This is a genomic window from Sphingosinicella humi (assembly GCF_003129465.1).
In the GTDB taxonomy this organism is placed as follows: Bacteria; Pseudomonadota; Alphaproteobacteria; order Sphingomonadales; family Sphingomonadaceae; genus Allosphingosinicella; species Allosphingosinicella humi.
Window position 1 is genome coordinate 2,546,910 of sequence record NZ_QFFF01000001.1, and the last position, 26,124, is coordinate 2,573,033.

Genomic DNA, 26,124 nt, shown 5'->3' on the forward strand with positions numbered 1-26,124 from the left:
AATCGGCAACATCATACAATAAGCAACAATTCGCAGCCAATTGTGGGGGCGGTATGATGGACCTGAAGAAGTTCGGCCTAGTCGCGGCCGCGTCCGCGCTGGCGGTCGCTCCGGTATCGGCACAGACGGCTCAAGAGACGCGGAACACGGGACCCGGCGTCGTGCAATATGCTCTCGGCGCGGCATTCGCGGCCCTCATCCTCTACGGAATCTACGATGTCCTCATCGAGGATGAGGAAGATACCGAGCGGCCGGTCAGCCCCTGAACGTCGGGACTTTTCACAGGACGGGAACGATCCTCTGGCGCTGAGACCCGTTCGTGCTAGGGAAGCGCGATGACCAGCACCCCCGAGGATGGCGATCTTTACCGCTCGCCCAAAAAAATCGCCGTGCCCCAGGAGGTCCGCGAGGCGGTCCGAACGCTGATCCGCTGGGCGGGCGACGACCCCGACCGGGAGGGGCTGCTCGACACGCCCGTCCGCGTCGCCCGGGCCTGGAAGGAATATGCGCAGGGCTATGCCGAGGACCCGGCGCATCATCTCAGCCGCACCTTCGAGGAGGTCGGCGGCTACGACGAGATCGTGCTGCTGAAGGACATCCCGTTCCAATCCCACTGCGAGCATCATCTGGCTCCGATCATCGGTAAGGCATCGATCGCCTATCTGCCCAAGGATCGGGTGGTGGGCATCTCCAAGCTCGCGCGGGTTCTCCATGGCTATGCGCGGCGGCTCCAGGTGCAGGAGCGGCTGACGGCGGAGGTGGCGGACTGCATTTGGGGGCATCTGGAGCCGCAGGGCGTCGCCGTCGTGATCGAGGCGAGCCATGCCTGCATGACCGCGCGCGGGGTGCGGACCCCGGGCGTGATGATGACGACGAGCCGCATGATGGGTGTCTTCCGGGAAGACGAACGAAGTCGCCGCGAGGTTCTCGCCCTGATGGGCTATTGAGGCGCACGCCCGTCGACGAGATCGTCGCTTTCGTCGCTCGACCTGTCGTTTCGCAGCAGCATCGGTCAGCTGCAGCGAAAGGCGAGTGATAAAGACGACGCATTCCCCTATGCCAAAGATCGCGGGGTCGGATCAGGACCGGCCCGGCATGGAAAAATCACTTTGGGGGAATAATCGTGCGCAAACTGGTCTCGTTCATAGCTATCTCGGCACTCGCGCTGACGTCGACGTCCGCTCTTGCCCAGGGCCGGTCTTCCGGTCGCAAGGCCCAGGACAAGGCGGAGGCCCAGATTCCCGTCTGCACCCAGAAGCTCGGCACGATCGCCATCGTCGAGCCGGACAATAATTGGTGGCAGGCGCTCGGGCTCGGCAGCCCCGAGGCGGTCATCAAGATGTTCGTCATGAAGTCCGGCTGCTTCGGCCTCGTCGACCGCAACAAAGGTCTTTCCAGCCGCAACCTCGAGCGGGCCCTCGCCGACAGCGGCGAGCTTCAGGAAGGCTCCAACATCGGCCGCGGCCAGGTGAAGGCGGCGGATTATTTCATCGTTCCCGACATCGTCACCAAGAATGAGCGGTCCGGCGGCGGCGGCCTCGGCGCGGCGCTGGGCGGCGCGCTCGGCGGCGGCGTCTTCGGCGGGATCGTCGGCGGCCTCAGCGTCAGCAAGAAGGAGGCCAACGTCCTCCTGACGCTGGTCAACGCCCGGACCACCGAGCAGGAGCGGATGACCGAGGGCTATGCCCGTCGCTCCGACTGGAGCTTCGGCGGCGGCGCCGGCACCTTCTGGGGCGGCTTCGCCGGCATCGGCGGTGGCGGCTACACCAACACCGACATCGGCCAGGTCATCGTCCTGGCCTATCTCGACGCCTACACAGACCTGGTTTCCCAGCTGGGCGGTCTCCCGGCGAACCCGAGCGCGGCGGCCCCCGAAGCGCGCTAGGTTCACCGGATCGCGGGGCGGCGCCGGGTAGGACCAGCGGCGCCGCCCCAAGTTTTTATTTTGTGGCCGCGCGGTTACGATACTTGTCGAACCAGGCGAGGATCGCGCTCGCCTTGGCGCCGCTTTGCGAAGGTCGGGCGGCGATGCCGCCATGGCTGGCACCCGGCACCTTCACGAGGGCGGTCGGCACCCCGACGAGCTGCAGCGCCGTATAATATTGCTCGGCCTCACTGACGGGCGTGCGGTAATCCTCGCTGCCGACGACCACGAGGGTCGGCGTCTTCACATTGCCGACCAGCGACAGCGGCGAGCGGCTCCAAAAGGCCTGGGGATCCTCCCACGGATATTCGCCGAACCAATATTCGGAGAAGAAGAAGGGGCCGTCGGCGGTGAGGGCGAAGCTCGCCCAGTCGATCACCGGCTTTTGCGTCGCCGCCGCCTTGAAGCGATCGGTCTTGCCGATGATCCAGGCAGTGAGCACGCCGCCGCCGGAGCCGCCGGTGACGAAGAGCTGGTCGGGATCGACATAGCCCCCGGCGATCGCCGCATCCACGGAGGCCATCAGATCGTCATAGTCGCGACCCGGATAGGCATGGTGGATGAGGTTGGCGAACTCGGCGCCATAGGAAGTCGATCCGCGTGGATTGACCGACAGCACTGCATAGCCGCTGGCGGCGTATAGCTGGTTGTCCGTCGAGAAATGCGGACCGTAGGCGGAGAAAGGGCCGCCATGGATTTCGAGGATCAGCGGGTGGCGCTGGCCTTCGACATGGGTCGGCGGCAGGGTGAGCCAGGCGTCGACCTCGCGGCCGTCAAAGCTGGTCACCGGAATCTCGATGACTTCGCCCAGCCGCTTGTGGTCGAGCAGACTGGCGTTGAGCCGAGTGAGCTGCCGCGCTTCGCCGCCGCGCACCAGCGAGATATTGGCCGGCCGCGTCGCCGAGCCGCTGGTGATGGCGAGCGCGCCATTGTCGGCCACCGAAAAGGAGCCGCCCGTATAGGGTCGGTCGAGCGAGGAACCGCTGAGGCCCTGGGCGACGGTCCGGACGGAGCCGTCGAGCGACACGCGGGCGACCTTGGTCACCCCTTCGTCGTCATAGTCGACATAGATGGAGCGGCCGTTGGCGGCCCAGGCGGGCGAGCCGACGCTTCGATCGAGGTCGGCGGTGAGGACGCGCCGGTTCGAGCCGTCGCGGTCCATCACGTAGAGGATGCTGTTCTGGTAGCCGAGCTTCTGGTCGTCGAAGCCGACATAGGCGATCCGGCTGCCGTCCGGCGAAACCGCCGGGCTGCTGTCCGGTCCCTCGCGATCCGTCAGCGTCGCCACGGCGCCGCTTTCGATGTCCAGCGCAAAGACTTCGCTGTCGAGCGGCTCTCGCTCCCATTCCGGCGTGCGGTTGCCGCTGAAGTAGATCGTGCTCCCGTCGGGGCTCCAGGACAGCGGCCCGCCATTGTTGACCGCACCGAAGGTAAGCTGACGCGGTGCGCCGCCCTCGGCCGGGACGACGAAGATGTGGTCGTAGCCGGGCTTCAGATAACCCTGCTCGTCGGTGCGGTAGGTGACGGCGGTGTGGATTTCGAGCGGCTCCGCCCAGGTCGCACCTTCGGGTTTCTCGGCCGGCTTGCCGAGCTTCAGCCCTTCGTCCGGCACGAACATCGAATAGGCGATCCGCCGCCCGTCCGGCGACCAGGCGATGCCCGAGGGGGAGTTCGGCAGACCCGTGATGCGGACGCTCTCGCCGCTATCCATCCAGCGGACGAAGAGCTGCGGCGTGTCGCCCTCGGCCGTGGACACATAGGCGAGGCGGCTCCCGTCCGGCGACCAGCGCGGCTGGCTGTGCGCGCCCGGCCCCGCGGCGATCGGCATTTCCTTGCCGGTGCGGGTGTCGATGAGCCAGAGGGTCGGGCGCATCCGGTCGGTCATGATGTCGCCGGAGCGACGGACATAGGCGATGCGGCTGCCGTCCGGGCTGATCTGCGGGTCGGAGGCGACCTGGAGGGAGAAGAGGTCGTGCGGCGTGAAGAGGGTGGTTGGGCCCTCGGCCGGTGCCGCCAGGGCCGTGGCGGGCGCTGTCATGAGCAGCGCGACCACGCAAAGGCGGCGAAGAGTCGGGCCGAGCGGAAGCCCCGGCATCGCGGATAGTGCAGGCATTCATTCCCCCATTATTCTTGTCGTGGGATCGTTTTTGGCCGGCCCACCCTATCGGGTGACTGCGCGCGGGCAAGCGTCCTTCTGTCATCTGGATGCTGGCCGTACCGGGTCTGAGGTCCTATCTGGTGGGGGATGGCTAGAGCGACACGATCGAACGACTGGGGCTTTCCCCGCTGGCGCGGCTATGGCGGCAGGCGCGAGGCGGCAGAGGTGCGCCGGTGCGACCGTCACGGTTGCGACGAGCCCGGCGACCGGCCCGCGCCGAAAGCGCCGAACAAGCCCGACCGCTGGTATTTCTGCGAGCGCCACGCCGCCGAATACAATCGAAACTGGAATTATTTCGAGGGGCTGAGCGCGGAGGAAGCGGCGGCTCGCGAAGCCGGCGAGCACCGGGACTCGCGCGGCTTCGAGCAGGCGCGCCATTATGGCTGGGGCGGGCCGGGCGACGGCAGCCGCAGCCGCGACGAGATGCGCGCGCTCGAGGTGCTGGAGCTGGAAGGCGATCCGGATTTCGAGGAGATCAAGGCGGCCTACCGGCGTCTCGCCAAGGCGAATCATCCCGACGTGGCACCGGGCGAGGAAGCGGCTGCTCGATTCCAGGCGGTGCAGGCGGCCTATGACGTGCTTCGCAAGGCCGAGGAGCGCCGGAGCGCGCTGTCGCCCTAGCTAGTCCGTGAACATGAACGTCGCCGCGACATGCGCGACCGGGTCGGCGCTGTCGCCGTCGTGGGCGAGGCCGCGGACGAAGCCGACGCTTTTCGTCACCCGGTAGCATTCGCCGCGGCCGATGATCGTCTTGCCGGGCGCTGCCGGGCGCAGATAGTCGACCCTGAGGTCCAGCGTCGCCTGGTGGCGGAAGCGGCCCAGCTTTACCCAGATGGCGAGGCTGGTCGCCATGTCCATCAGGCTGATGATCGGACCCGAGGCGATGATGCCGCTTTCGGGAACGCCGACAAGCGCCTCGCGATAGGGCAGGGCGAGCTCGGCCCAGTCGGAGCCGTGGTCGTGATAGACGATGCCCAGCGCGGCGCCGTGGCCGACCCTCTCGGCATAGGACATGAATAGCTTCGGATCGAAGCTATTCATCTTGCCGAGATCGGCGACGCTCACCCCTTCAGCCGCTCGGCCGTCTGGCGGATGAGGGCGATCATGTTGGGAATGCCCTGGGTCCGGTTGGAGCTGAGCTGGTTACGAAGATCGAAGGGCGACAGCGCTCCCTCGATGTCGGTCGCCAATATCTCCTCGGCGCGCCGATCCTGGACGGCGAGCAGAACCAGCGCGACAATGCCTTTGGTGATCGCGGCATTGCTGTCGGCCAGGAAATGCAAGCTGCCGTCCCCGCGCTCGACCGGATAGAGCCACACTGCCGCCGAACAACCCCGCACCAGGGTCGCGTCGGTCTTGAGCGCGTCCGGCATCGGCTCCAGCGAGCGGCCGAGATCGATTAGCAGCCGGTAGCGATCGTCTGCTTCGAGCAGTTCGTAATCGGCGAAGACGTCATTGAGCGCGGTCATACGGTGAGCAGATAGTGATGCGAGGCGGATTCGTCATCACCCGAAGCGCGCCGCGGGCGTCAGCGGTCCCGCAGCAGCTCGATCTCGCGCTCCAGGGCGTTTTCCTTCTCGACGGTGATTCGCTCGAGCACCGCCAGCCTTTCCTTGAGGTGCTTGATCTCGTCGCGCATGCGCTGCGCTTCCGGATCGTCGGCGAGGCGCAGCGCGCTTCCCTGATGCTTGTACCGGGCTCGTACGATCCCGCCGATCGTCACGATCAGCACGATCCCGACGACCATCGAAAAGGGGTCCATGATACTCTCCTGCTCTGGCGTCGCCCGGTTCAGCGGCTCGCCCCTTGGTGTCTCCAAATCGTCGACGACAATCCTCTTGTCGACTCGTCCCTCAGTTGGTCGGGCCGCGCAGGCTCTCTATTTCCTGTGTGAGGCGGTGGCTATCGTCGGTGACGATCCGTTCCACCGTCGCCAGTCGGTCCTTCACTGCGCCAAGTTCGGCGCGGAGTTGGGCGTTCTCGGAGCTCAGGAGCTTGATCCGCTCCATCTGCTCGTCACTGGTCTTGGGATAGACCGCCTGGCCCCAGGCGCCATCCAGCGGGTAGCCGTTCTTGATGCGTAGCCAGGTCGTGAACACCCATCCGGCGACCGCGACGACACCCACCAGGGCGAATACCGGAGCGAAATCGGCAAAAGGAAACATCTTCAATCTCCCGCTAAGTTGAGACGCGGTTCGCGGTCAGCGCAGCTTTTCGATTTCGCGGGCGGTGCGCTCGGCCGGATCGGTGGCGATGCGCTCGAGCACGGCGATCCGCTCCTCCAGCCGGCTTACCTGGCCCTTTAGGCCCGCATTCTCGTTCGACAGGATCTCGATCTGGCGCCTCGCGTCGGGGCCGTCGTTTTTCTCCGTCATTCCGCCCCACTCATTCTCGATGGGATAGCCGTGCTTGGCGCGGATCCAGCTGGTGATCAGCCAGGCTCCGTAGGACATGGCGATGATCGCGAGTACGAATGCCGGACTTCCCCAGGACATCTTCTTTTCCCCTATTCTTGTGCGCTTAGCGTAGGCTTTCGATTTCCTGTGCCAGCCGGTGATTGGAACTGGTGACGTAGGTCTCCACGTCGGCCAGCCGCCGGTCGATTTCCCGTAGTCGCGACCGGACGTCGCGGGCGGAGCGGCGCGCGTTGACGCGCACGCCCTGCCAGAATTTCTGCTCCTCCGGGTTCTGGTCGTAGAGCTCGCGCGGCTTAACGGGGGCAAGGAACCCGGCTGCGATATAGACGATGATTGTCGCCCCGGAGCCCAGCACCGTCAGCAACACCGTACCGATCCGGACCAGGGTCACGTCGATTCCGGTATAGTCGGCTATGCCGGCGCAGACGCCCAGCCATTTGCCGTTGAGCTTGTCGCGGTAGAATTTGGTGCGGCGGGGAGCGTTCACGGGTTGAGCCTCCGGACGGTGTGCCGATCCTCGATGCCGATGCTGGCCGGATCGGCGGCGAGTTGGCGCCAGTTGGGATTCTCGGCAGTCATGATCCGCTCGATTGTCTGCAGGCGATCGTCGAGACGGCGAGCCATTTCATGCATGTCGTCGAGCAGCCGCTCGTCCTCGGCGGTGAGCGAGGCCGCGCTCTTGAGGCGCACGACATAATGGAAGATCAGCCACGGCAGGCCGATGAACAGCATGCCGACGACGGCGATCGGGACGAGAACTTCTTCCATCGGTCAGTCTTCCTTCTTCGCGGCGCGGGCTGCCTTCATCGCTTCAAGCTCGGCGTCGACCTTCTCGCTGTTCCTGAGCTCGGCAATCTCTTCCTCGAGCGTCTTCTGCGGAGCGCCCAGGCTCAGCGCGTCGGCATGGCCTTCGGCGAAGTCGACCCGGCGCTCCAGCACGTCGAAGCGCGAAAAGGCCTCGTCGACCTTCGGGCCGGCATACATTTCGCGCATCCGGGCACGGTTCTGGGCACTTTCGAGGCGGCTCATGATCGCGTTCTGGCGGGTGCGAGCCTCGCGCAGCTTGGTTTGCAGCTTGGCAATGTCGCCCTCCGAAGCGCGCAGCGCGTCGTCCAGCACGGCGATCTCGGCCTTGAGGCCGTCGGCCATGTCGGCCGCCTTCTGCTTCTCGACGAGAGCGGCCTTGGCGAGGTCCTCACGGTCCTTGGAGAGGGCCAACTCGGCCTTCTCGGTCCAGCTTTCCTGGAGCTTCTCAAGCTTGGCGACCTGGCGGCGCATTTCCTTCTGGTCGGCGATCGTCCGGGCGGCGGAGGCGCGGACTTCGACCAGCGTCTCCTCCATCTCCATGATGATCATCCGGATCATCTTCGCCGGATCTTCCGCCTTGTCGAGCAAGTCGGTGAAGTTGGCGGCGATGATGTCGCGGGTCCGTGAGAAGATACCCATGGGTTTAAGAACTCCTTTTATGTCGCTGTCGACGCCGGACTATCATAGCACCATTCAGGCCAGGACTTCATGCGAAAGCGGAGCGTCGGCAGCCTGGGCGGGCGCGGTTTCAAGCGCGCGGGCCGGAGCGACGGCAGCGCCGACGGAGACGGTGCTGAGCAGGAGGGCGCCGATGATGGAGGCGGCGATGTTCTTCATGTCTTGGTTGAGCATATTCTTACTCCCTGAACCGGGTTGATCCGATCCGCTCTGTGGCGGTTGCCCAATCCTTTGCAGCCCCCGTGCCAACTTTACGGATAGGCAGAAATCCGCCAAAAATGAGCCTCAAGCAGCATATTTCGCTTGCCAATAGGTGGCGATATGTCCCAATTGTTGGGAATGGAGCGCAACACCCAACTGGTCGGCCAGTCCTCGTCCTTTCTCGACGCGATCGAGCGCGCGAGCCGGGCCGCGCCGCTGGACCGGCCCGTGCTCGTCATTGGCGAACGGGGCACCGGCAAGGAGTTGGTCGCCGAGCGGCTTCATCGTCTGTCGTCGCGGTGGGACGGGCCGCTCGTCATCATGAACTGCGCGGCTCTTCCGGAAACGCTGATCGAGGCCGAACTGTTCGGTCATGAGGCCGGCGCCTTCACCGGGGCCACCAAGGCGCGGCCGGGCCGGTTCGAAGAGGCTGATAGCGGAACCCTGTTCCTCGACGAGCTCGGAACGCTGTCGAAGCCGGCGCAGGACCGGCTGCTCCGCGCCATCGAATATGGCGAAGTGACGCGGATCGGCTCCAACAGGCCGCTCGAGGTCGACGTCCGCATCGTCGCCGCCACCAACGAGAATCTGCCGAGGGCGGTGGAAGAAGGACGGTTCCGCGCCGACCTGCTCGACCGGCTGTCCTTCGAAGTCGTGACCTTGCCGCCGCTCCGCCGCCGCACCAGCGACATACCCGTGCTCGCCGATCATTTCGCCAGGCGGATGGCGTTGGAACTGGAGTGGAACCAGTGGCCCGGCTTCAGCGCCGCCGCCGCTGCTCGGCTGCTTTCCTATGATTGGCCCGGCAATGTCCGCGAGTTGCGGAACGTCGTGGAGCGGGCCGTGTACCGATGGGAGGATTCGGAACGCCCCGTCGATGCGGTTCAGTTCGATCCGTTCGAGTCACCGTGGCGCCCGATTGGCGAAGTCACGGCCGCCTCAGCCGCGAGTGAGCAGCAAAGCGCGATGGCCACGGCAACCGCCCCGGCGTCCGCTTCACCGGCTCACGATCCCCTGAGCTGTGCCGACTTCCGCCTGGCCGTGGCGGAATATGAAAAGGCCATTTTGAAGTCCGCGCTGGAAAGATGCCGCTGGAACCAGCGCGCGGCGGCGGCGGCGCTTCAGCTCAGCTACGATCAGCTTCGTCATGCCATGAAGAGACATGGCGTCATCGGCGGTGAGCGACAGTCGGCCTGAAGGTGCCGCTTAATCGACGCACTTGATCGAAAGCGAAATGACTTTCGTCGAAATCGTCACGGTCCAACCTCCACTGATACTTATCTATAGCGTGTCGGGCCAGGTGAAGGGTCCGGCGTATCGAGGAGGATGTGATGATTGGCAAATTCCTCTCCGCGACCGCGCTGCTCGTGGTCGCCGGTCCCGCCGTTGCTGCCGTAACCGTCGTTGGGGAAAGCGCTGCCCAGTCCTGCTACCAGGCTGCCGCCTCGACGGTGCTGCTTCGTGACGATATCGGCGTTTGCGACCGGGCGCTAAGCGAAGAGGCGCTGACCCCCTATGAGGAAGTGGCGACACTGGTGAACCGCGGCATATTGAAGCTGAGGGACGGCCGGACGGATTCCGCGATAACGGATTTCGACGCCGCCATTGCGCGGGACCCGAACCAGGCCGAGGCCTACCTCAACAAGGGCGTCGCACTGTCGAAGAAGGACGGATGGGCCAATGCCCTGCCACTCTTCACGCTGGCGATCGAGAAGAAGACTTCCAAGCCGGCGCTGGCCTATTTCGGACGCGGCATGGCTCATGAGATAACAGGTGACGTTCGTTCCGCCTACAACGACTATAAGATGGCGAGCACGCTCGAGCCCACCTGGGATCGACCGCTCCAGGAATTGTCGCGCTTCATCGTGAAGCGCAACTGACCGGGCGGCCTTCGGATCAAGCCGGTCCCGGCGTAAGCGCGGGACCGGAAGAGGGCGCTGTGTGCGCCGTGCGGCCTCTGCGGAGGCCTTTTTCTGGCTAATCGAGCCCGTTCCCGCGCCTGATCGAAAAATATTTGCCCCTTTTTGCCGCCATGGCGTTAGCTGCCTGTAGCCAATAACAGGAGACACACCATGGCTTTCACGCTTCCACCGTTGTCGTACGCCTTTGATGCGCTCGAGCCGACGATCGACGCGCAGACGATGCAGCTGCACCACGACAAGCATCATCAAGCCTATGTCGACAAGCTGAACGAAGGCGTGTCTGAGGATTCGAGCCTGCAGGGCAAGAGCCTGGAGGATATCCTTTCCAACATCTCGTCCGCGTCGAAGAAGGTGCGCAACAATGGCGGCGGTCATTGGAACCACAGCTTTTTCTGGGAGATCATGGGTCCGAACGGCGGTCGCCCGTCAGGCCGGCTGGCCGAGACGATCGACCAGACCTTCGGTTCGTTCGACGACCTCAAGACCAAGTTCAACGAGGCCGGCGTCGGCCAGTTCGGCTCCGGCTGGGTATGGCTGATCGTCAACCAGAGCGGCAAGCTGGAAGTGACCGCGACTCCCAATCAGGACAATCCGCTGATGGACGACGCACCGGTGAAGGGCACGCCCATCCTCGGCAACGACGTCTGGGAGCACGCCTATTATCTCAAATACAACAACCGCCGGCCGGATTATCTGAAGGCCTGGTGGGACGTGGTGAACTGGGCCAAGGTCGACGAGCATTTCGCCAAGGCGGTGGGCTGACCCTTATTGGCTGACTGACTCGCACCGTCTTTGCGAGCGGAGCGAAGCAATCCAGATACGCGCCGAGCTGTTCTGGATTGCTTCGTCGCCACGCTCCTCGCAATGACGAATTCAGCTATCAGCTCTTCAGGCGATAGCCTGTCTTAAAGATCCAGGCGACGATGCCGAGGCAGAGGAAGAAGAAGGCGAGGGTCGCGGCGAGGCTGACCCCTACTGCCACGTCCGACGTGTCGTAGAAGCTCCAGCGGAAACCGCTGATGAGGTAGACGACCGGGTTGAACAGGGAGATCGTCCGCCACGGCTCGGGCAGCATGTCGATCGAGTAGAAAGCGCCGCCCAGGAAGGTGAGGGGCGTCACCAGCAGCATCGGGATGAAGTTGAGCTGCTCGAAGCTCTTCGCCCAGATGCCGATGATGAAGCCGAACAGGCTGAAGGTCGTCGCGATCAGCAGCAGGAACGTGATCATCCAGCCCGGATGCTGTATCTGGATTGGCACGAACAGGCTCGCCGTCGCCAGGATGATGAGGCCGAGCACGATCGACTTCGTCGCGGCCGCGCCGACATAGGCGGTGACGATCTCCAGCGTCGAGACCGGGGCTGAGAGGATTTCGTAGATCGTGCCGGTAAACTTCGGAAAATAAATGCCGAAACTGGCGTTGAAGATGCTCTGCGTGAAGAGCGAGAGCATGATGAGCCCGGGCACGATGAAGGCGCCATAGTCGACGCCACCGACCTCCGACATTCGCGAGCCGATCGCCGATCCGAAGACGATGAAGTAGAGCGACGTGGTGATGACCGGCGTGACGATGCTCTGCAGCCAGGTGCGCAGCGCCCGCGCCATCTCGAAGCGGTAGATGGCCCAGACGCCATAGCCGTTGAATGCGCTCATCAGGCGGCGTCCTTCCGCTGGCTCACCAGCCCGACGAAAATCTCTTCCAGCGAGCTTTCGCGGGTGTGGAGGTCCTTCAAGCCGATGCCGAGGTCCGTCATCCGCTTCAGGAGCGAGGGAATGCCGGTTCGCTCGGCATTGGCGTCGAACGTCATCTCCAGCTCGTTTCCGTCCGCCTTCAGCTCCAGTGGCCATTCGTCAAGCTCCGGCGGGACCGCCGTCATCGGCTCGGCGAGGACGAGGGTGAGCTGCTTCTTGCCGAGCTTCTTCATCAGCTCGGTCTTCTCCTCGACCAGGATGAGCTCGCCCCGGCTGATGACGCCCACCCGGTCGGCCATTTCCTCGGCCTCCTCGATATAGTGGGTGGTGAGGATGATGGTGACGCCGCGCTCGCGAAGCCCCCTCACCAGCTCCCACATGTCGCGGCGGAGTTCGACGTCGACACCGGCGGTGGGCTCGTCGAGGAACAGGATCTCGGGCTCGTGGGAGAGCGCCTTGGCGATCATCACCCGGCGCTTCATGCCGCCGGATAGCTCGATGATCTTCGACTGGCGCTTCTCCCAAAGCGATAGGTCCTTCAGGACCTTTTCGATATGGTCGGGGTTCGGCGGCAGCCCGAACAGGCCGCGGCTGAAGGTGACGGTCGCCCAAACGGTCTCGAAGGCGTCGGTGGTCAGCTCCTGGGGCACGAGGCCGATCTTGGAGCGCGCCCGCTTATACTCGGTCTTAATGTCGTGGCCGTCCGCCTTCACCTCGCCCGAGGTCGGAGTGACGATGCCGCAGATGATGCTGATGAGGGTCGTCTTGCCGGCGCCGTTCGGCCCTAGCAGCGCGAAGATCTCGCCCCTGCGGATGTCGAGATTGACGTCCTTCAGCGCCTCGAGGCCGGAGGCGTAGCGCTTGGTGAGATGGGAGACGGAAATGACGGACGACATATGATTTGCCCCCAACTGTCGCCGGTTTCAGCCCTGCGGCGGAATGGGCGGCTCTTCCTTGGCCTCGGTCACGCTGAAGCCGTGGCGAAGCAGCATCGGGATATTGGCCATGGCAAAGGCCATAGACAGCGCGGTGACGCCCCAGACCTTGACCGTCAGCCAGGTCTCGAAGCTGAGCCAGGCGCGCAGACCCTCGTTGAGCACCGCCATCGCGGCGAAGAAGATGGCCCAATTGCGCGAAAGCTTGAGCCAGCCGGTCTCGTTCAGTCCCTCGAAGATCGGGCCGAACACGTAGCGTAGCAGCGGCTTTTTCGCTGCCAGGCCGGCGAACAGGAGCAGCGCGAATCCGGCATAGATGATGGTCGGCTTCAGCTGAATGAAGCGCGGATCGTTGAGGTACAGGGTGAGACCGCCGAAACCGACGACGAGAATGGCCGACATCCACGTCATCGGCGACACCCGCTTCAGCACGGCCAGCGAGACGACGAGGGCGACGACGATCGCCACCATGAACACCGCCGTGCTCACGAAGATGCCGGTCAGCTTGTAGGCGATGAAGAAGGCGAGCAGCGGTCCGAAATCGAGCGCGAAGCTGAGGGCGCCGTGCGGCTTGGTTTTGGGGGTGTCGGTCACGCTTCACTCTTTTGCGGAGCGCCGGCGATGGCGCGGGCGGCCTCCTCTGGGTCGAACGGGCGCAGGTCGTCAATGCCTTCGCCGACACCGATGGCGTGGATCGGCAGGCCATATTGCTCGGCCGCCGCGACCAGGACGCCGCCCCGCGCGGTGCCGTCGAGCTTGGTCATGACGAGGCCGGTGACACCCGCCACCTCCTTGAAAACCTCAATCTGGCTGAGCGCATTCTGCCCGGTCGTCGCATCGAGGACCAGCACGACGTTGTGCGGCGCCGCCGGATTGAGGCGGCCAAGGACGCGCCGGATCTTGGCGAGCTCGTCCATCAGGCCCTTCTTGTTCTGAAGACGCCCGGCGGTGTCGACGATGAGGACGTCGATGCCCTCGGCGGTCGCCTTCTTGACCCCATCGAAGACGATGGCGGAAGGATCGCCGCCTTCGGGCCCGGTGATGATCGGCACGCCGATCCGCTCGGCCCAGACCTTGAGCTGGCCGATGGCCGCGGCGCGAAAGGTGTCGCCGGCGGCGAGCAGGACGCCGTAATCCTGCTCCAGGAACAGGTGGGCGAGCTTGGCGATGGTGGTGGTCTTGCCCGATCCGTTGACGCCGACGACCAGGATCACCTGCGGCCGCGGAAAGGCGTCGATCTCCAGCGGCGTCGCCACCGGCGCCAATATCTTGGCAAGTTCCTCGGCGACGACCTCGCGCACGCCGGCCTCGGTCAGGCCGCGCTCGTACCGCTCGCTCGCCAGGCGGTCGCGAACCTTGGCCGCCGTTGCCGGCCCGAGGTCCGAGGCGATCAGCGCTTCCTCGATCTCGTCGAGAGTCGCCTCGTCGAGCACGGCCTTGGTGAACAGGCCGGTGAGATTGTCCCCCAGCCTGTCCGAAGTCTTCTTGAACCCGCCGCGCAGCCGCTCGAGCCAGGGAGTCTCGCTCAAGCCGCTTCTCCGATCAAAATGTCGCCGTGCACGGCAGCTATTCTCGCTTTCACAATCATTCCAGTCTCGTTCGTGCCAAGCGACGAACGAAATTTCGTCACGCGCACGGACGCGAAGTTTTCGGCATGGCCCAAACCGTCGCGTTCAACGAGCACATTTTGCGTGGTTCCGACCAGACCCTGAAGCCACAGGGCCTTCCGCCGCGCGGTCGCCTCGCGAAGCCGTCGCGCCCGTTCCTTGATCGCCGCATGCGGCACCTGCGGCATGCGGGCGGCGGGCGTGCCCTTCTTGGGCGAATAGGGGAAGATGTGGCCCATCACGATGTCGCATTCGTCGACGAGGCGAAGGCTGTTCTCGGCCATCTCCTCCGTCTCCGTCGGAAAGCCGGCGATGATGTCGGCACCGATGGCGATCTCCGGACGCCTCGCCCTCAGCCGCGCCACGGTCTCGACCGCCTGGGTGCGGCTGTGGCGGCGCTTCATGCGCTTCAGGATCATGTCGTCGCCCGCCTGAAAGCTCATATGGAGGTGGGGCATGAACCGCGGTTCGCCGACGATGATCTCCTCCAGCCGCTCGTCGATCTCGACGCTGTCGAGCGAGGAGAGGCGGAGGCGGGGGAGGGCGGGGACGTACTTCAATATCCGCTCGATAAGCTGCCCCAAGGACGGGCGGCCGGGGAGATCGGGGCCGTAGCTGGTGACGTCGACTCCGGTCAGCACGATTTCCTTGTGGCCCTCGTCGACCAGCGCCTTGATCTTGTCGACGACCAGCCCCGCCGGCACCGAGCGGCTGTTTCCGCGGCCGTAGGGGATGATGCAGAAGGTGCAGCGATGGTCGCAGCCATTCTGCACCTCGACGAAGGCGCGAGTGCGCTCCGAAAAGCCGGTGACGAGATGCGGCGCCGTCTCGCGCACCGCCATGATATCGGAGACGCGGACGTCGGCCGGTGCGGGAAACAGGAACCCGTTCGTCCCGAGCGCAGTCGAGGGGCGCACCTCAGCGTCCGTGCCGCGCGCCTCGACTTCGCTCGGCACGAACGATTCTGGGTCCAGCTTCTCGGTGTTTCCCAGCACACGCTCCACTTCGGGCATGCGGGCGAAGGTCTCAGGCTCCACCTGCGCCGCGCAGCCTGTCACGAACACGCGTGCGTTCGGCCGCTCGCGCTTGGCCTTGCGAATGGCCTGGCGGGTCTGGCGCACCGCTTCGTTGGTGACGGCGCAGCTGTTGACGATGATGAGGTCCTCCTCGCCGGCGGCGAGGAGGCGCATGGACTCGCTCTCGGCGGCATTGAGGCGGCAACCCAGCGTGATGACCTCCGGGCCGCTCATGCGAGCGCCTCGAGCTCGATCTCGCCGGTGAAGACGTGCGTGGCGGGGCCGGTCATGCGGATACGGCTGCCCGGCTCCCAGTCGATGCTGAGCGTGCCGCCGGGTAGATGAACCTCGACCGGGCCGCGTACCAGTTGGCGGCGGATCGCGGCCACGGCGGTGGCGCAGGCGCCGGTGCCGCAGGCGCGGGTGAGGCCGACGCCCCGCTCCCAGACGCGCAGGCGAAGCGCCCCGTCCTCGACCGAGGCGACGTTGACGTTCACCCGCTGGGGAAAGAGCGGGTCATGCTCGATCAACGGGCCGAGCCGCTCCAGGTCGACGGCGTCCGCGTCCTCGACGAAGAAGATGATGTGCGGGTTGCCGACATTGACCGCGGCGGGATCGCGAAGCTCCTCCCAGCCCACCGGCATCGCCGAGCTGTCCATCGCATAGGCGAGCGGAATCTCGTCCCATCCGAAGCGGGGCTCGCCCATGTCTATGGTCGCGCCATCGCCGAGGGCCGCGGCGCCGATGACCCCGCCCGACGTTTCGATCCGGGCCCCGCCGCCGGCCAGCAGCGCGACGCAGCGCGAGGCGTTGCCGCAGGCTTCGACCTCGCCGCCATCGGCGTTGAAGATGCGCATCTTCATGTCCGCGATGGCCGACGGCTCGATCAGGATCAGCTGGTCGCAACCGATGCCGGTCCGGCGGTCGGCAATGGCGCGCGCCCGCGCCGCATCCAACGCCAGAGGCGTCTCGCGCGCGTCGAAGATGACGAAATCGTTGCCGAGCCCGTGCATTTTGTGAAAGCGGCGCTTCATCGCGCGCGATCTAGTGGGCGGCGGCTCCCAAGTCTACCGTCGGCCGTAGCTAGCGGCCTTGCTGCAGCCGGTCGCGGTTGTTGACGCGCCGGCGTGACGCCTCGCCGCCCCGGGCCACCGGGAGGAGATTGCGCTCGGCCAGCAGCCGCTGGACCGCGTCGGCGGGAATGGGCCGGCCGAACTTCCAGCCTTGACCCTTATAGCTTCCGATCGCGCGCAGCCGGGCCTCGATCAGCTCGTCCTCGATCCCCTCGGCCGTGACCGCGAGATTGAGGCTTTCCGCGAGCCGCGTGATGGCGATGACGATGGCGGCGCTGTCAGGATTGTCGTTGATCGAGGAAACGAAGCTGCGGTCGATCTTGATGCGGTCGAAGGGCAGGGCGCGCAGGTGCGCGAGCGACGAATAGCCGGTGCCGAAATCGTCGAGCGCGATGCGAATGCCCTGGTTCTTGAGGCTGCCGATGATCGATTGGGCGAGGCCCAGATTTTCGAACAGGCAGCTTTCGGTGATCTCCACCTCGAGCCGCTCGGCCGAGAAGCCGGTCTCGAGGAGCAGCTTCAGCATCTTTTGCGCCAGCCACGGATCCTTGAGCTGGGAGGGCGAAATGTTGACCGAGAGGGTGAGATGAGGATCCCAGCCCCGCGCCGCCTCGAACGCCTGGCGCATCACCGACATGGAGAGGTCCGCGATGAGGCCGCACTCCTCGGCGACGGAGATGAACTCGTCGGGGACCACGATGCCTCTTTCCGGATGCTGCCAGCGGGCGAGCATCTCGAAGCCGTGGAGGCTGCCGGTGACGAGGTCCACCTGCTGTTCGAAATAGGGGATGAACTCGCCGGCGGGTATGCCGCGGCGCAGGCCGGCCTCGGTGGCGTTGCGGCTTCTGAGCTCCCGCTCCATGCTGCCGTCGAACCAGGTAAAGCGGCCACGCCCCAGCTTCTTGGCCGCATGCATGGCGATGTCGGCACGACGCATGAGGGAATCGACGTTGCCGCAGTCATGATCCGACCGAGCGATGCCGACCGACGCGCTGACATGGGTATGGACCCCGGCCAGGTCGAACGGTTTGCCGAGCCGCTCGACGATGTAATGGGCGGTGGCTTCCACCTCACTTGCCATGTCGGGATCGAAGAGGAAGGCGACGGCGAATTCGTCGGCACCGATGCGCCCGCCAACGGCATGGGCAGGCAGCGCCTTCTGGAGAAGGTCGGCGGTGGCGCGAAGGAGATTGTCGCCGGTGAGGTGGCCGTGAACGTCGTTGATGGTCTTAAAGCCGTCGAGGTCGACGATCATCATCGATACCGCTCGACGCCTGCGGGCGGCGGTGAGAAGGAGCTCCTTGATCGCGTCGCCGAGCGCGCGCCGGTTGAGAAACCCGGTCAGCGGGTCGGTCGAAGCGAGGGTTTGCGTGCCGCGCTCGGCGGCGGCGCGTTCGATCACCTCTCGCCTGACGTCACTGTATCGGCGGACGCCGTAAATTGTGAGCGCCAGGTTGAGCAGAAGAAGACCGATGACCAGGTTGCTGTTGTCGGCTCCGAGCCGGGTGACCTGCGCCTTGACCCCGTCGAGATAATGATGGCCGGAGGCCGCGAGCGTGAGAAGCGATAGGACGGCGATGCCGATGATGATGAAATCGGCTCCCGCGCGACGCTGCTGCCTGTCCCGTGAGAACATGCTCGCCATAGATCTGGTCTCTCCCGGCTTCGCCGAGTTGATTATGGGCGGGACGTGAAAATGCGGTTAAGCCGGCGTCCGGCCTTGCCATTGTGGGCCTGCGCGGCTATGCGCGCCCCCATCCTGTTCATGGGAATAGGTGGAGATTGAAGCGTCCAAGGGCGCGCGCTGGCCGGCGAGGTTTCGCCCGCCGGCGCTTTTGCGTTTGGACGTGGAGACAAGGAAGCGAGCATGTTCGAGAGTCTGAGCGACCGGCTGGGAGGGGTATTCGACCGCCTGCGCGGCCGCGGTGCCTTGAACGAGGGCGACGTCCGTGCCGCCATGCGCGAGGTGCGGGTCGCGTTGCTCGAGGCCGACGTGGCGCTCCCCGTCGTGCGCGAGTTCGTCGACAAGGCCACCGAGAAGGCGGTCGGCCAGCAGGTGCTGAAGTCGGTCACGCCGGGCCAACAGGTCGTCAAGATCGTCCACGACGCGCTGGTCGAGATGCTCGGGTCCGACGCGTCCGAGCTCGCCATCGATGTGACGCCGCCGGCCGTCGTGATGATGGTCGGCCTCCAGGGCTCCGGTAAGACCACCACCACCGCCAAGATCGCCAAGCGGCTCTCCGACAAGGAGCGCAAGAAGGTGATGATGGCGTCGCTGGACGTCGCCCGCCCGGCCGCGCAGGAGCAGCTGGCGGTGCTCGGCACGCAGGCCAACGTTGCCACCCTGCCGATCGTCCCGGGCCAGCAGCCGGTGGAAATTGCCCGCCGCGCCCTTCAGTCGGCGAAGCTCCAGGGCTTCGACGTGGTGCTTCTCGACACGGCCGGACGTCTCCACGTCGACCAGGCCTTGATGGACGAGATGAAGGCCGTCGCCGAGGTCTCGCAGCCGCAGGAGATCCTGCTCGTCGTCGATGCGCTGACCGGGCAGGACGCGGTCAACGTCGCGAAAAGCTTTTCCGAGCAGGTGGACCTCACCGGCGTCGTCCTCACCCGTCTCGACGGCGACGCCCGCGGCGGCGCGGCGCTGTCGATGCGGGCGGTCACCGGCAAGCCGATCAAGTTCGCCGGCGTTGGCGAAGGCATTGATAAGCTCGAGGGCTTCCACCCCGAGCGCGTTGCCGGCCGCATCCTCGGCATGGGCGACGTCGTCAGCCTGGTCGAGCGGGCCAGCGAGACCATCAAGGTCGAGGAAGCCGAGGCGCTCGCCAAGAAGATGGCGAAGGGCCAGTTCGACCTGAACGATCTTCGCAACCAGATGCTCCAGATGCAGCGCATGGGAGGCCTCGGCGCGCTCGCCTCGATGTTGCCGGGCATGAAGAAGGTCGCCGGCGTCGCCCAGAAGGCGCAGGACGACAAGACCCTGCAGCGGCTCGACGCGATCATCGGCTCGATGACGCCGAAGGAGCGCTCCAAGCCAGAGCTGATGAACGCGAAGCGCAAGATCCGCGTCGCCAAGGGTTCGGGCACGACGGTGCAGGACGTGAACCGGCTCCTGAAGATGCATCAGGAAATGGCGACCGCCATGAAGAAGATCAAAAAGATGGGCGGCCTCGGCAAGCTCGGCGCCCTGCTCGGCGGGGGCGGAGCTGGGGGGCTTGGTGGCATGATGGGCGGCCTGGGCGGTGGCGCCGGTGCGCCTCCGGCGGGTTTGCCGGGATTGCCGGGGGGCGCAGGCGGACAGCCCTTCAACCTCCCGCCCGGCTTCGACAAGTTTATCAAGAAATAAGCGTAAAACTCAGAAAGGAATAAACAATGGCAGTTGCAATCCGGCTCTCGCGCGGTGGCGCGAAGAAGCGTCCCTACTACAAGATCGTCGTCACTGACTCGCGCAATTCGCGCGACGGCAAGTTCATCGAGCGCATCGGCAGCTACAATCCGCTGCTCCCCCGCGACAGCGAGGAGCGGGTGAAGATCGACGCCGAGCGCGCCAAGCACTGGCTGTCGGTCGGCGCCCAGCCGTCTGACCGCGTCCTCCGGTTCCTCGACCAGGCCGGTCTGATGGAGCGTCCGGCCCGCAACAACCCGAAGAAGGGCGAGCCGGGCGAGAAGGCCAAGGAGCGCGCCGAAGAGCGTGCCGCCAAGGAAGCGGAGGCCGCCGAGGCCGCTGCTGCCGCCGAGGCTGCTCCCGCCGAGGAAAGCCCCGCCGAGGAGGCTCCCGCTGCCGAGGAGGCCACGCCGGCCGACGAGGCTTCCAATGAGGGCCAGTCCACGGACGAGCCGGCCGAAGGCGCGGTGGAAGACGCTCCCGCCGAAGGCGCGGAGAAGGCCGAGGGCTAAGCCTTGGGCGACCAGCCGGTTACGCTCGCCGCCATCATCGGTGCCCACGGCATCGGCGGCGAGGTGCGGCTGAAGCTTTTCGCGGAAGCCCCGGAGAGTCTTGCCCGTCACAAGACGGTGCAGGTCGGCGGCCGGATGCTGACGCTGAAATCGGTGAAGGCGGGCGGTGGCACACCCATCGCCCGCTTCGCCGAGATTACCGATCGCACCGCGGCCGAAGCCTTGCGCGGCGAACTGGTGACGGTTCCCCGCTCCGCCCTGCCGCCGCTGGCGGACGATGAATATTATCATGCCGACTTGATCGGCCTCCCGTGCGCGGATGCGAGCGGAGTCGAACTCGGCGTCGTCGTCTCGGTCGAGAATTTCGGAGCCGGCGATATTCTTGAAATCGAGAAATCGGACGGCAAGCGCGCCATGGTGCCGTTTCGCGCCGGCATCGCCGATCTGGCCGGCGACCGTATCGAGGTCGATCCGGCCTTTCTCGTCTAGCGAACGAGCGGCCTTTCCTTCGCCAGATCGTTGCGGATGGTGGTCGCCGCGACGCCGCCTTCGCCCATGGCGTGGCTGATCTGGTCCAGCCCCTGCACCACGTCGCCCGCGGCGTAGAGACCGGGCACATTGGTCCGCTGGTGTGAATCGACGAGGATGCAGCCGCTGTCCGACAGCTTCGCGCCCGCCATCTCGGCGAGATCCGAATGGGTGTCGGAGCCAAGCGCGGGATAGACGCTGTCGAAGCGATAGGTGCCATCGGCGGTCTCGACGAAGATCGTGCCCGCATCGACTCCCACGGCGCGGCAAGGACCGTCGAGGGTGCGGATGCCGAAGGTTTCCAGCTTCTCCCAATCCTTCTGGCGGAGGTCCATCGCCTTGTCCGGGGCGATGAGGGTGATGTCCACCGTATAGCCGCGCAGGAACAGGGCCTCGGCGACGCCATGGCTGTCGCTACCGATGACGCCCACCTTCCGGTCGGTGACTTCGTACCCGTCGCAGATGGGGCAGTAGCGGATGAGGCCGTCTGCCAGCGCCTGGTCGTGCAGCGCCTCGTCCATCGAGGGGCGGCGGTTCTTGACGCCGGTCGCGATGAGCACGCTCCGCGCGGTCGTATTGCCTTCGCCCCATTGCGCCTCGAAGCCGGCTTCTGTCCTGTCGAGCCGCGTTACGCGGCCGCTCGCGATGGAGACGCCATATTTCTGGGCCTGCGCCTTCATTCGCTCGATCAGTTCCTGCCCGGAGATGCCGTCCGGGTAGCCGGCATGATTGCGCGTGCAGGGAATGAGGCTCGCCCGGCTCTTGCCGGCGTCCACCAGCTTCACGTCGAGATGAAAGCGCGCGAGATAAATCGCCGCCGTCAGCCCTGCCGGGCCGCCGCCGATGATCAGGCAATCATGATCGGGTTCGCTCATGCGCGCTTAGCGCGGCCGAAGCGCGTTGGTTCCGGCCCGAACAGTCGCTAGGGGAGGGGCATGACCTGGCGCGCATCCGTCCTCACTCTCTATCCGGAAATGTTCCCCGGACCGCTCGGCCAAAGCCTGGCCGGACGCGCGCTAGCGGACGCCACATGGTCGCTCGACAGGGTGCAGATTCGAGATTTCGCAACGGACAAGCATCGTTCGGTCGACGACACGCCGGCCGGCGGTGGGGCGGGGATGGTGATGCGGGCGGACGTGCTGGCGCGGGCCGTGGATCATGTGCTGGAGCAGCGTCCGGGCGTGCCGATGCTCGCGATGACACCGCGCGGGCAGCCGCTGACGCAGGGGCTGGTGCGGGAGCTTGCGGACGGCCCCGGCGTGTCGATCCTTTGCGGCCGGTTCGAGGGAATCGACGAGCGCTTGTTCGAGGCGCGGCCGATCGTTCCGGTCTCGGTCGGCGACTATATCCTCTCCGGCGGTGAGACGGCGGCGATCGTGCTGCTCGATGCTTGCGTTCGGCTGCTGCCCGGGGTAATGGGCGCGCCGACGAGCGGTGAGGAGGAGAGCTTTGAAGCGGGCCTTCTCGAATACCCTCATTATACCCGACCTTATGAATGGGAAGGGCGCAGGATTCCTGAAGTGCTGCGATCGGGGGATCATGCGAAGATCGCCGCCTGGCGACATCAAAGGGCGGTCGAGGACACACGGCTAAGGCGGCCGGACCTGATGGAGCGTCATGGGGACGCACCCGGTCACCCGCCCTCTGGCGCGCGGCGCGAGAATGAAGGCAAGTGAAATGAACCTGATCCAGACCCTCGAGGCTGAGGCCATCGAGCAGTTCAAGTCGACCAAGTCGATCCCCGATTTCCGCCCGGGCGACACGCTCCGCGTCGGCGTCCGCGTCGTCGAAGGCGAGCGCACCCGCGTCCAGAACTACGAGGGCGTCTGCATCGCCCGCGCCAACAAGGGCCTGGGCTCTTCCTTCACCGTCCGCAAGATTTCGTTCGGCGAAGGCGTCGAGCGCGTCTTCCCGCTTTATTCGCCGAACATCGATTCGATCGAAGTCGTGCGCCGCGGCGCCGTCCGTCGCGCCAAGCTTTACTATCTGCGTGGCCGCACCGGTAAGGCCGCTCGCATCGCCGAGCGTCGCGATGCGCGCGTCAATTCGCAGCCGGAAGCCAAGACGGCTACGCCTGCGACGGAGACCGCCGAGGGCTGAAGCTCTCGCGTCACACGCTTCCAGATGAAGGGGCGAGGGCGGAAGTCCTCGCCCTTTTCTTTTGCGGAGCAGCCTCTACGCTGGGTGGATGCGTAACATCCTTTTGGCGGCCGCTGTCCTCGCCGCCGCCTCTCCCGCAGCCGCCGAAGTGCTCACGCTCGAACGGATTTTCGGAAGTCCTTCGCTGGAGGGGTCGATTCCGCGCCTGCCTCGCCTGTCGCCGAATGGCGAGCTGGTGACCTTGCTCCGCAACCGTGCCGAAGATCGCGAGCGCTACGATCTCTGGGCCATCGACACGGCGACGGGTGAGGCCCGGATGCTGGTCGACTCCCTCAGGATCGGCAGCGGTGCCGAAGTCTCCGAGGAAGAAAAGATGCGGCGCGAGCGGGCACGCATCGCCGGCACCAAGGGTATCGTCGCCTATGACTGGTCGCCCAACGGGGAGACCATTCTCGTGCCACTGGATGGCGATCTCTATCTCGCATCGCTTGACGGCGAGATCCGCCGGCTGACGGAAACCGCGGCAACCGAGCTCGATGCGCAGGTTTCCGAGACGGGCCGCTATCTCTCCTTCGTCCGCGACAAGAATCTCCTTGTGATGGACGTCGCGGCCGGGAAGGAACGCGCGCTCACGAGCGACGGGGCGGGGCCGATCAGCTGGGGGTCGGCGGAGTTCGTCGCGAACGAGGAAATGGGCCGCGACCAGGGCCATTGGTGGTCGCCCGACGACCGCCATATCGCCGTCGCCCGTGTCGACGAGAGCGGAGTCGAGGTCGTCACCCGCGCCGCCATCGGCGCCGACGGGACCCGCCTTTACGAGCAGCGCTATCCGCTGGCCGGCACCGCCAACGCCGTCGTCGACCTCTATATCATGGCGCCCGACGGAAGCGGCCAGGTGAAGGCCGATCTCGGCTCCAATCCCGACATCTACGTCGCCCGGGTGGACTGGATGCCCGACGGCAGCGCGCTGCTCGTCCAGCGCCAGAGCCGCGACCAGAAGCGCATCGACCTGCTGCGCATCGACCCCGACACCGGGGCATCGACGCTGCTCTTCACCGAGAGCTCCGACACCTGGGTGGCGGTGGACGACGACCTCAAGGCGCTGAAGGACGGCAGCCTCATCTGGTCGTCCAACCGCAGCGGCTTCAATCATCTCTATCGGTGGAAAGACGGTCGATGGACGGCGCTCACCCATGGCGATTGGGCCGTGGCGGAGCTGGACGGTGTCGATGAAGAAGCCGGGCGCGTCTATTTTACCGGCAACGTCGACGGACCGCTGGAGCAGCACCTCTATCGGGTCGATCTCGACAATCCCGGAAAGCCGGTTCGCCTCACCGAAAGCGGCTGGTGGAACAAGACCGAGATGGACGATGAGGCGAGCCGCGCCCTCGTCTATCGCGCGAGCCCGGAGCAGCCGTCGCAGGTCTATCTGGCCGATCCGAACGGAAAGCGCCTGGCCTGGGTCGAGGAAAATGCCCTCGATGCGTCCCATCCCTATGCGCCCTATCTCGACAGCCATGTCCTGCCGACCTTCGGCACCATCAAGGCTGCGGACGGAACCGACCTTCATTATGAGATGCTGAGCCCGCAGCGGGAGGCGGGCAAGCGCTATCCGGTCTTCGTCCAGGTCTATGGCGGTCCCACGGGGCGACAGGCGACGCGCAATTGGACCTCGCCGCTGCATCAATATCTGGTCGACCAAGGCTGGATCGTCTTCTCGATCGACAATCGCGGCACGCCCGATCGCGGCAAGGCCTTCGCCGACGCGCTTTATCTGAAGCTGGGGTCGGTGGAAGTCGAGGACCAGTTGGCGGGCGTGGAGTGGCTCAAGCAGCAGCCTTTCGTCGATCCGGAAAAGGTTGCGGTCTACGGCTGGTCCTATGGCGGTTATATGGTGGCGAAGCTCTTGGAAGCGGCTCCCGGCGCCTTTGCCGCGGGCGTGGCCGGCGCGCCCGTGACGCAATGGGAACTTTACGACACGCATTATACCGAACGGTATCTCGGCAACCCGTCGATCGATCCTGCGCCTTACAAGGCCGCGAGCGCCCTGCCGGACAGCGCGAAAATCGCCGATCCGCTGCTCCTCATCCACGGCATGGCCGACGACAATGTCGTGTTCGAGAACTCGACGGCGCTCATCGCCAAGCTGCAGGCGGAGGGGCGGCCGTTCGAAATGATGGTCTATCCGGGCGCCACCCACGCCGTCACCGGCGAGGGCCGCCAGACCCATGTCTGGAAGTCGATCGAACGCTTCCTCGATCGCACGGTGAAGGCGGCGCCTTGAAGCCGTGGAGCGGCCGACGCCGGCCGCTCCGCTTCAATCCTGACAGTGCGGAAAGGCCGCGCGGTCGACCAGCCGGGTGTAAAGATGCCAGGTCGCATAGCCGAGCCAGGGCAGAACGGCCGCCAGTCCGATGAAGAGCGGGATCGATCCGAGCACCAGCAGGGCGGCGACGATCAGGCCCCAGCGCATCATCAGGCCGGTGTTGCGGCGGAAGGCGGCGATGGAGGTCCTGACCGCCGTGCCTGCATCCACCTCGCAATCGACCAGCATCGGCAGCGACACCACGCTCACCGCCAACACGACGGCCGCGAAGCCGAGGCCGACCAGATTGCCTATGACGATCAGGCCCCAGCCCTCCGGCGTGGTGAACAGGCGCGTGAGGAAGGCGCCGACGGACTCCGGCGCGTTCATGCCCCACAACCCGACATAGAGGGCGCCCGCCGCGGCGACCCACAGCATGAAGATGGTGACGAGCAGTGCCGCCACCACGCTGATGCCGTCCGCCGACGGCCGCTTGCGCACGTCCAGGAAGTGGGACCAGCCGGATTCCAGTCCGTCCTCCCGTCGCCGGGCGAGTTCGTAGAAGCCGATCGCGACGATCGGTCCCAGGAGGGATATGCCCGCCGCGATCGGGAAGAAGAGCGGCAGCAGGGCGCCGCCCATCGTCACCGTCGCCGCGATGATGCCGATCAGCGGGTAGAGGAGGCCGATGAAGATGAGGTCGCCGCGCATCGACATGAAATCGGCCCAGCCGTCCCTGAGGGCGATCCGAAGATCGTCCCGCCTGATGGTTCTAACGGGCGCGGTGCGCGCGGGGGAAGCGGCGGAAACAGGGTGAGCGACAGCCATCGGCATCCTCCTCTTGAGAGGCGGCGGCCTTCCCGCGC

Annotated in this window: 32 protein-coding genes; 13 read left to right on the forward strand and 19 right to left on the reverse strand. The window is 65.6% G+C overall.

What is annotated here, in order from left to right:
• Positions 1-56: 56 nt before the first annotated feature.
• The 3 genes from DF286_RS12495 (at position 57) to DF286_RS12505 (ending at position 1,885) form a co-directional block, all read left to right on the forward strand.
• Entirely contained in the window at positions 57-266 is a 210-nt protein-coding gene (locus DF286_RS12495; protein WP_146193624.1) for a hypothetical protein, read from the forward strand.
• 69 nt (positions 267-335) lie between these two features.
• On the forward strand, positions 336-947 hold the full coding sequence (folE, locus tag DF286_RS12500; RefSeq protein WP_109271740.1) for a GTP cyclohydrolase I FolE: 612 nt from the start codon (positions 336-338) through the stop codon (positions 945-947).
• A 176-nt stretch (positions 948-1,123) separates the two neighbouring features.
• Positions 1,124-1,885 carry a CsgG/HfaB family protein gene (locus tag DF286_RS12505; protein ID WP_109271741.1) on the forward strand — a complete coding sequence of 254 codons (762 nt, stop codon included), beginning with the start codon at positions 1,124-1,126 and terminating at the stop codon, positions 1,883-1,885.
• 55 nt (positions 1,886-1,940) lie between these two features.
• Here DF286_RS12505 and DF286_RS12510 read toward each other — a convergent pair whose 3' ends face one another.
• A complete protein-coding gene (locus DF286_RS12510) occupies positions 1,941-4,037 on the reverse strand; it encodes a S9 family peptidase (RefSeq protein ID WP_424141246.1) in 2,097 nt (698 codons plus the stop codon).
• 132 nt (positions 4,038-4,169) lie between these two features.
• Here DF286_RS12510 and DF286_RS12515 point away from each other — a divergent pair, with 132 nt between their 5' ends.
• Positions 4,170-4,703 carry a J domain-containing protein gene (locus DF286_RS12515; RefSeq protein WP_109271743.1) on the forward strand — a complete coding sequence of 178 codons (534 nt, stop codon included), beginning with the start codon at positions 4,170-4,172 and terminating at the stop codon, positions 4,701-4,703.
• On the opposite strand, the gene DF286_RS12520 is transcribed toward DF286_RS12515, so the two are convergent.
• From DF286_RS12520 to DF286_RS15195, 9 genes are all read right to left on the reverse strand, one after another.
• Positions 4,704-5,123: a PaaI family thioesterase gene (locus DF286_RS12520; protein ID WP_109272174.1), complete on the reverse strand. Its 420-nt coding sequence runs from the start codon at positions 5,121-5,123 to the stop codon at positions 4,704-4,706.
• Between the two features lie 20 nt (positions 5,124-5,143).
• Positions 5,144-5,551, reverse strand: a complete 408-nt coding sequence (locus DF286_RS12525; RefSeq protein WP_109271744.1) for a SufE family protein — start codon at positions 5,549-5,551, stop codon at positions 5,144-5,146.
• Positions 5,552-5,610: 59 nt separating this feature from the next.
• Positions 5,611-5,844, reverse strand: coding sequence for a hypothetical protein (locus DF286_RS12530; RefSeq protein WP_109271745.1), 234 nt, complete (start codon positions 5,842-5,844; stop codon positions 5,611-5,613).
• Positions 5,845-5,935: 91 nt separating this feature from the next.
• On the reverse strand, positions 5,936-6,247 hold the full coding sequence (locus tag DF286_RS12535; protein WP_109271746.1) for a hypothetical protein: 312 nt from the start codon (positions 6,245-6,247) through the stop codon (positions 5,936-5,938).
• Positions 6,248-6,283: 36 nt separating this feature from the next.
• Positions 6,284-6,577 (reverse strand): hypothetical protein, encoded by a 294-nt coding sequence (locus DF286_RS12540; protein ID WP_109271747.1) that lies wholly within the window; start codon positions 6,575-6,577, stop codon positions 6,284-6,286.
• Positions 6,578-6,602: 25 nt separating this feature from the next.
• Positions 6,603-6,986 (reverse strand): envelope stress response membrane protein PspC, encoded by a 384-nt coding sequence (gene pspC / locus DF286_RS12545; RefSeq protein ID WP_109271748.1) that lies wholly within the window; start codon positions 6,984-6,986, stop codon positions 6,603-6,605.
• Positions 6,983-7,267, reverse strand: a complete 285-nt coding sequence (gene pspB, locus DF286_RS12550) for an envelope stress response membrane protein PspB (protein WP_109271749.1) — start codon at positions 7,265-7,267, stop codon at positions 6,983-6,985. The genes pspC and pspB overlap by 4 nt, the downstream gene beginning before the upstream one ends.
• A gap of 3 nt (positions 7,268-7,270) precedes the next feature.
• Positions 7,271-7,945 carry a phage shock protein PspA gene (pspA, locus tag DF286_RS12555; protein WP_109271750.1) on the reverse strand — a complete coding sequence of 225 codons (675 nt, stop codon included), beginning with the start codon at positions 7,943-7,945 and terminating at the stop codon, positions 7,271-7,273.
• 54 nt (positions 7,946-7,999) lie between these two features.
• Positions 8,000-8,158: a hypothetical protein gene (locus DF286_RS15195; RefSeq protein WP_158274688.1), complete on the reverse strand. Its 159-nt coding sequence runs from the start codon at positions 8,156-8,158 to the stop codon at positions 8,000-8,002.
• Between the two features lie 165 nt (positions 8,159-8,323).
• Between DF286_RS15195 and pspF the strand changes: the two genes are divergently transcribed.
• From pspF to DF286_RS12570, 3 genes are all read left to right on the forward strand, one after another.
• Positions 8,324-9,382: a phage shock protein operon transcriptional activator gene (gene pspF / locus DF286_RS12560; RefSeq protein ID WP_109271751.1), complete on the forward strand. Its 1,059-nt coding sequence runs from the start codon at positions 8,324-8,326 to the stop codon at positions 9,380-9,382.
• A 134-nt stretch (positions 9,383-9,516) separates the two neighbouring features.
• Positions 9,517-10,065 carry a tetratricopeptide repeat protein gene (locus tag DF286_RS12565; protein ID WP_109271752.1) on the forward strand — a complete coding sequence of 183 codons (549 nt, stop codon included), beginning with the start codon at positions 9,517-9,519 and terminating at the stop codon, positions 10,063-10,065.
• Between the two features lie 192 nt (positions 10,066-10,257).
• Positions 10,258-10,869 carry a superoxide dismutase gene (locus tag DF286_RS12570; protein ID WP_109271753.1) on the forward strand — a complete coding sequence of 204 codons (612 nt, stop codon included), beginning with the start codon at positions 10,258-10,260 and terminating at the stop codon, positions 10,867-10,869.
• A 118-nt stretch (positions 10,870-10,987) separates the two neighbouring features.
• On the opposite strand, the gene DF286_RS12575 is transcribed toward DF286_RS12570, so the two are convergent.
• Genes DF286_RS12575 through DF286_RS12605 form a run of 7 tightly spaced genes read right to left on the reverse strand, consistent with a single transcriptional unit; the run spans position 10,988 to position 18,073 of the window.
• On the reverse strand, positions 10,988-11,758 hold the full coding sequence (locus DF286_RS12575) for an ABC transporter permease (protein WP_109271754.1): 771 nt from the start codon (positions 11,756-11,758) through the stop codon (positions 10,988-10,990).
• Complete coding sequence (locus tag DF286_RS12580) at positions 11,758-12,693, reverse strand: ABC transporter ATP-binding protein (RefSeq protein ID WP_109271755.1); 936 nt, start codon at positions 12,691-12,693, stop codon at positions 11,758-11,760. Before DF286_RS12580 ends, DF286_RS12575 begins: the two co-directional genes overlap by 1 nt.
• Before the next feature lie 27 nt (positions 12,694-12,720).
• Positions 12,721-13,326, reverse strand: coding sequence for a septation protein IspZ (gene ispZ / locus DF286_RS12585; protein ID WP_109271756.1), 606 nt, complete (start codon positions 13,324-13,326; stop codon positions 12,721-12,723).
• Positions 13,323-14,261 carry a signal recognition particle-docking protein FtsY gene (ftsY, locus tag DF286_RS12590; protein WP_109271757.1) on the reverse strand — a complete coding sequence of 313 codons (939 nt, stop codon included), beginning with the start codon at positions 14,259-14,261 and terminating at the stop codon, positions 13,323-13,325. Before ftsY ends, ispZ begins: the two co-directional genes overlap by 4 nt.
• Entirely contained in the window at positions 14,258-15,589 is a 1,332-nt protein-coding gene (gene mtaB, locus DF286_RS12595) for a tRNA (N(6)-L-threonylcarbamoyladenosine(37)-C(2))-methylthiotransferase MtaB (protein WP_109271758.1), read from the reverse strand. Before mtaB ends, ftsY begins: the two co-directional genes overlap by 4 nt.
• Positions 15,586-16,389, reverse strand: coding sequence for a diaminopimelate epimerase (dapF, locus tag DF286_RS12600; RefSeq protein WP_109271759.1), 804 nt, complete (start codon positions 16,387-16,389; stop codon positions 15,586-15,588). The genes mtaB and dapF overlap by 4 nt, the downstream gene beginning before the upstream one ends.
• A gap of 49 nt (positions 16,390-16,438) precedes the next feature.
• Positions 16,439-18,073, reverse strand: coding sequence for a putative bifunctional diguanylate cyclase/phosphodiesterase (locus DF286_RS12605; RefSeq protein ID WP_109271760.1), 1,635 nt, complete (start codon positions 18,071-18,073; stop codon positions 16,439-16,441).
• 222 nt (positions 18,074-18,295) lie between these two features.
• Here DF286_RS12605 and ffh point away from each other — a divergent pair, with 222 nt between their 5' ends.
• The 3 genes from ffh to rimM are packed head-to-tail and all read left to right on the forward strand — an operon-like array spanning position 18,296 to position 20,814.
• A complete protein-coding gene (gene ffh, locus DF286_RS12610) occupies positions 18,296-19,774 on the forward strand; it encodes a signal recognition particle protein (protein ID WP_109271761.1) in 1,479 nt (492 codons plus the stop codon).
• 26 nt (positions 19,775-19,800) lie between these two features.
• Positions 19,801-20,325 (forward strand): 30S ribosomal protein S16, encoded by a 525-nt coding sequence (gene rpsP / locus DF286_RS12615; protein ID WP_109271762.1) that lies wholly within the window; start codon positions 19,801-19,803, stop codon positions 20,323-20,325.
• 3 nt (positions 20,326-20,328) lie between these two features.
• A complete protein-coding gene (gene rimM, locus DF286_RS12620; RefSeq protein ID WP_109271763.1) occupies positions 20,329-20,814 on the forward strand; it encodes a ribosome maturation factor RimM in 486 nt (161 codons plus the stop codon).
• Here rimM and DF286_RS12625 read toward each other — a convergent pair.
• Complete coding sequence (locus tag DF286_RS12625; protein WP_109271764.1) at positions 20,811-21,728, reverse strand: NAD(P)/FAD-dependent oxidoreductase; 918 nt, start codon at positions 21,726-21,728, stop codon at positions 20,811-20,813. The genes rimM and DF286_RS12625 overlap by 4 nt on opposite strands.
• Positions 21,729-21,788: 60 nt before the next feature.
• On the opposite strand from DF286_RS12625, the gene trmD reads away from it, so the two are divergent.
• The 3 genes from trmD (at position 21,789) to DF286_RS12640 (ending at position 25,237) form a co-directional block, all read left to right on the forward strand.
• The gene (gene trmD / locus DF286_RS12630; RefSeq protein WP_109271765.1) at positions 21,789-22,529 is read left to right on the forward strand and encodes a tRNA (guanosine(37)-N1)-methyltransferase TrmD; all 741 of its coding nucleotides are present in this window, start codon (positions 21,789-21,791) and stop codon (positions 22,527-22,529) included.
• Between the two features lies 1 nt (position 22,530).
• A complete protein-coding gene (rplS, locus tag DF286_RS12635; protein WP_109271766.1) occupies positions 22,531-22,953 on the forward strand; it encodes a 50S ribosomal protein L19 in 423 nt (140 codons plus the stop codon).
• A gap of 88 nt (positions 22,954-23,041) precedes the next feature.
• Positions 23,042-25,237, forward strand: coding sequence for a S9 family peptidase (locus DF286_RS12640; RefSeq protein ID WP_170303963.1), 2,196 nt, complete (start codon positions 23,042-23,044; stop codon positions 25,235-25,237).
• A 33-nt stretch (positions 25,238-25,270) separates the two neighbouring features.
• Here DF286_RS12640 and DF286_RS12645 read toward each other — a convergent pair whose 3' ends face one another.
• Complete coding sequence (locus DF286_RS12645; protein WP_109271768.1) at positions 25,271-26,086, reverse strand: DUF2189 domain-containing protein; 816 nt, start codon at positions 26,084-26,086, stop codon at positions 25,271-25,273.
• Between the last annotated feature and the right edge of the window lie 38 nt (positions 26,087-26,124).